At 66.9% G+C, this 3726-nt stretch carries 4 protein-coding genes and 1 pseudogene; 3 read left to right on the top strand and 2 right to left on the bottom strand.

Going from position 1 to position 3726, the window contains the following annotated elements:
* From B1964_RS06095 to B1964_RS06085, 3 genes are all read left to right on the top strand, one after another.
* Positions 1–390: biotin transporter BioY (locus B1964_RS06095; protein ID WP_139765641.1), on the top strand; the 390-nt coding region annotated here is incomplete at its 5' end.
* Between the two features lie 19 nt (positions 391–409).
* Complete coding sequence (locus B1964_RS06090) at positions 410–1084, top strand: energy-coupling factor ABC transporter ATP-binding protein (protein ID WP_014359491.1); 675 nt, start codon at positions 410–412, stop codon at positions 1082–1084.
* On the top strand, positions 1081–1683 hold the full coding sequence (locus B1964_RS06085) for an energy-coupling factor transporter transmembrane protein EcfT (protein WP_079929223.1): 603 nt from the start codon (positions 1081–1083) through the stop codon (positions 1681–1683). The genes B1964_RS06090 and B1964_RS06085 overlap by 4 nt, the downstream gene beginning before the upstream one ends.
* Before the next feature lie 84 nt (positions 1684–1767).
* Here the strand turns inward: B1964_RS06085 and B1964_RS06080 are convergent, their stop codons facing one another.
* Together B1964_RS06080 and B1964_RS29930 are read right to left on the bottom strand one after the other, a co-directional pair.
* Positions 1768–3534 (bottom strand): GMC family oxidoreductase, encoded by a 1767-nt coding sequence (locus B1964_RS06080; protein ID WP_079929222.1) that lies wholly within the window; start codon positions 3532–3534, stop codon positions 1768–1770.
* A 55-nt stretch (positions 3535–3589) separates the two neighbouring features.
* Positions 3590–3726: pseudogene (locus B1964_RS29930) on the bottom strand (GuaB3 family IMP dehydrogenase-related protein); the annotation flags it as partial.

The raw sequence follows: 3726 nt of genomic DNA, 5'->3' as shown, positions 1-3726 counted from the left end.
GGCCGTAACGGCTTGACGGCATTGAGCTCCCCCACCGCGGGCTTCTTCGTCGGCTTCCTGCCGGGAGTGATCGTCATCGGCGTACTGACCGCACTGATGATGTGGACGCGCACCCGATCGCAGACGGTGCCGCGGTATCGGGTGCTGCCCGGCATCGTCATCAACATCATCGGCGGCATCCTCGTGGTGTACATCTGCGGCACCATCGGCCTGATGATCCGCGCCGACATGACGCTGTGGGCGGCGATCGCCGCGAACGGCTGGTTCATCCTCGGCGACACGATCAAGGCCGTCGTCACCGCCTTGGTCGCCGCCCAGGTCCACCGCGGATGGCCGGGTCTGATCGGCCCGCTGCGGCGACCGACCCACGAGGCCTCCCCGTCGAACTGACCGCGACCGGAGCGCCATCGTGATCGAGTTCTGCGACATCACCCACGCCTTCGGTGCCCGCACCGTCCTTCGCGAGGTGTCGCTGACCCTGTCGGAACGCCGAATCGGGATCGTCGGCGCCAACGGCAGCGGCAAATCGACCCTGGTGCGAATGATCAACGCGCTCGTCATCCCCGACCACGGCACCGTGACGGTCAACGGGATCGACGCGCGACGCCACAAACGACGCGTCCGACGCGAGGTCGGCTTCATCTTCTCCGACCCCGACCGGCAGATCATCATGCCGACCGTCGCCGAGGACATCGAGCTCTCCCTCACCCGCACCGATCTGAGCAGAACCGAACGCGCCGAACGCACCCGGACCGTCCTCGACCGGTTCGGATTGGCCGACCACGCCGACTCCCCCGCCGGACGACTCTCCGGCGGCCAGAAGCAACTCCTCGCCCTGGCATCGGTGTTCGTCACCGAACCCGCGGTGATCGTCGCCGACGAACCGACCACCCTGCTGGATCTGCGCAACGCCCGGATGTTGCGCGCGGTGTTCGCCGGACTGACCGAACAACTCATCGTCGTCAGTCACGACCTCGATCTCGTCTCCGACTTCGACCGCGTACTGGTGATGGACGACGGACGCATCGTCGCCGACGACGAGCCCACACCGGCACTGCGTCACTACCGGGAGATGATGACGTGAATCCGCTGGGCACCTACCGTCCGGGACACTCACCGCTGCACCGACTCTCGCCGGGAATCAAGCTGGTCGGGCTCGCCGCGGCGATCCTGGCGATCTCCCTGGCCGTACGCTCACTGCCCGCGCTGGGCATTGCCGCACTCGCCGTGGCGGCGCTCTACGCGCTGGCCGGGATCGGACCGGTCACCGCCTGGCGACAGTTCCGGCCCACCCTCTGGATCCTGGTGTTCATCTTCGCTTTCCAGTGGATCTTCACCGACGCGCGGCGCGCCCTGCTCGTGTGCGGAATCCTGGCGCTGTCGGTGCTGCTGGCGGCGGTGGTCACCCTGACCACCCGGACCACCGACATGCTCGACTCACTGACCCGCGCACTACACCCGTTGCGGCGCTTCGGGATTCGTACCGACCTCATCGCGATCGCCCTGGCACTCACGATCCGCGCCATCCCCCTGATGGTCGAGATCGCCGGTCAGGTCGACGAGGCCCGACGGGCCCGCGGCCTACGCCCCGGACCGCGAATCCTGGTGGCGCCCATCGTGCTCGGCGCCCTGCGCACCGCAGACGGATTCGCCGAGAGCCTCTCGGCACGCGGCCTGGACTGACCGCGCCACTCGCCACGCTCCCGGCGCCGTACCCACCCGGCCCGCTCGCTACGCTCCCGGCGCCGTACCCACCCGGCCCGCTCGCTACGCTCCCGGCGCCGTAGGCAATTCGGCCCGCTCGACCGGCGTGATCGGCAATCGCAGCGCCCCGGGCGCATCCGCGGGTACCACGGGCGCATTAGGTGCCACCGGTTGCAGTCGCGTGTATCCCACACCCTGTTCCGGCCGGGTGTCGATCTCACCCTTGTTGGGCCAGAACGCCATCGCGCGCTCGGCCTGGGCACAGATCGACAACGACGGATTGACCCCGAGATTGGCCGAGATCGACGCACCGTCGGTGATGTGCAGCGTCGGGTAGTTCCAGACGCGGTGATAGGGGTCGATGACACCGTTGGCCGGATCGTCGGAGATGGCGCACCCACCGAGATAGTGGGCGGTCAGCGGCATGTTGACGATGTCGCCCCACGTGCCGCCGGCCATCCCGCCCGGGAGTTTGTCGGCGATCCGGCGGGTGGCCTCGTTGCCCTTGGGAATCCAGGTCGGATTGGGCTCGCCGATGCCCTGCTTGCTGGTGATGTAGCGCAGGGGTCCGCGTTTGCGGACGAAGGTCGTCAGCGAATTGTTGTTGTTCTGCATCACCAGCGCGATCACGGTGCGCTGACTCCACTTGTGCACCACCAGAATCCGGGCGAGCAGGAACGGGTTGCGGGCCACCGCACGCAGGAACTGTCCGAATCGTTGGGCCGGGGTGCCACCGTCGGTGAGCAGCGTCTGCAGATAGGCGATGGCGTTGGAGCCCTTGCCGTACCGGACGGGTTCGATGTGCGTGTTCGGCTCCGGATGGAACGACGAGGTGATCGCGACACCGTGTGAATAGTCGTGCCGGGGATCGTATTTCGCCGCATTGGCGCCGAGGATTGACTCGGAGTTGGTGCGGGTCAGACGCCCCATGGCATCCGAGATCGCGGGCAGGGTGCGCTCCTTGGCGTGGTGGAGCAGACGCTGGGTGTTGAAGGTGCCCGCCGCGACGACCACCTGCGACGCGGTGTAGGTGCGGCTACGTCGGCCCAGCGGCCCCCACGACGACGACCCATGCGTGCTCACCTCCCAGGTACCGTCGGCGCGCCGGGACAGTCCGTCGACGGTCGTGCGGTCGATGATCGTCGCCCCGTGGCGTTCGGCCAGCCCCAGGTAGTTCTTCATCAGGGTGTTCTTGGCGCCGACCCGGCACCCGGTCATACAGGCGCCGCATTCGGTGCACGCGGTGCGCTCGGGTCCGGCCCCGCCGAAGTACGGGTCGGGGACAGTCTGTCCGGGACGACCGGCCAGACCGACCTTCTCTCCGAAGAACACACCGACCGGGGTCGAGGTGAAGGTGTCGCCGACACCCATCTCGTCGGCGACCTCACGCATGATGCGGTCGGATTCGGTGAACGTCGGATTGGTGACCACCCCGAGCATCCGTCGCGCCTGATCGTAGTACGGCGACAGTTCGTCCTCCCAGTCGGTGATGTGATTCCACTGGGGATCGGTGAAGAACGGGGTGGGCGGCTTGTACAGGGTGTTCGCGTAATTGAGCGACCCGCCGCCGACGCCCGCACCGGCCAGAATCATCACGTCCTTGAGGGCGTGGATGCGCTGAATGCCGTACAGGCCGAGCTTGGGTGCCCAGAGCCACTTGTTGAGCCGCCAGCTGGTCTTGGCGAAGTCCTCGTCGTCGAAGCGGCGACCCGCTTCGACGACGCCGACGCGATACCCCTTCTCGACCAGGCGTAACGCGCTGACGCTGCCGCCGAAGCCGGAACCGATGATGAGCACGTCGAAGTCGGGTGAACCATGGTGGGCTGCCATGGCGAATATTCTAACGCCGATTGTCACATTGAGTGATGGGGGTCTCGTTCTCCCCTCAGCGGTGGATGGTCAGCCCGACCTTCTGGAACTCCTTGAGATCGGAGTAGCCCGCTTTGGCCATCGAACGACGAAGTGCGCCAATCAGATTCAACTCCCCGAACGGATCGGCGGACGGGCCGGGGGGAATCTCTT

Origin of the sequence: Gordonia sp. i37 (assembly GCF_002043085.1) — a bacterium.
Classification (GTDB): domain Bacteria; phylum Actinomycetota; class Actinomycetes; order Mycobacteriales; family Mycobacteriaceae; genus Gordonia; species Gordonia polyisoprenivorans.
This window is presented reverse-complemented; position numbering and strand designations above follow the sequence as displayed.